The organism is Streptococcus sp. 2022WUSS037 (assembly GCF_044427225.1).
In the GTDB taxonomy this organism is placed as follows: Bacteria; Bacillota; Bacilli; order Lactobacillales; family Streptococcaceae; genus Streptococcus.
In genome coordinates, this window is record NZ_JAOTGJ010000074.1 from 1 (window position 1) to 757 (window position 757).

The 757-nt window shown below is 38.4% G+C and carries 1 protein-coding gene; it reads right to left on the reverse strand.

Annotation, left to right across the window (positions count from 1 at the left end; genetic code table 11):
* Window positions 1-141 precede the first annotated feature (141 nt).
* Window positions 142-615 (reverse strand): IS200/IS605 family transposase, encoded by a 474-nt coding sequence (gene tnpA, locus ODU55_RS11655; RefSeq protein ID WP_044685873.1) that lies wholly within the window; start codon window positions 613-615, stop codon window positions 142-144.
* Window positions 616-757 lie beyond the last annotated feature (142 nt).

Below are 757 nucleotides of genomic sequence, written 5' to 3' on the forward strand. Positions count from 1 at the left end.
ATAGTCATAACCACCCGTGAAAACGGGTGGCTTGTACACCGGCTGTAAGCCGTTTCTCTCCAGCGACGTCTAAAGACGTTCGCTGAACTTCGTTCAGGTTAGTGCTATAATTACTTGACTAATGCCCGTAACAACGGGCTTTTATCTTGTTCTAAAACTGCCATCTGAAAATGGATCTTCATACTCTTTGACACTCAATTTATCAAGTGCAATGTCATTTTTCTCCTGCTCGCGAATATATTTCGCAACTGTCTTTTCGTTTAGCCCAACGGTACTAACATAGTAGCCTCTAGCCCAAAACTTTCGATTTCCATACTTATATTTCAAATTAGCGTGTTTATCAAATATCATTAGAGCACTTTTACTTTTCAAATACCCCATAAAATCGGAAATCGAAAGTTTTGGGGGTATCAAGACAAGCATATGAACATGGTCTGGCATCATGTGTCCCTCAATGATTTCCACGCCTTTGTATCGACATAGATGACGGAAAATATCAATTAAGTCCTGTCTAATTTTGTAGTAAATGGATTTTCTACGGTACTTAGGTGTGAAAACTATGTGATATTTGCACATCCATTTGGTATGTGATAAACTGTAACTGGTTTTAGCCATTTCTTTTTCCTCCTTTATCTAACCTGAACAATTAGATTATAACAGGAAAAAGAAATGGAAGCTCAAAGCCTTGTCAGCCACCAGCATAGCTGGTGGTTTTCTTGTTTTTCTCTACGAGAAAAACTGGCTCGAAGCCATAAAA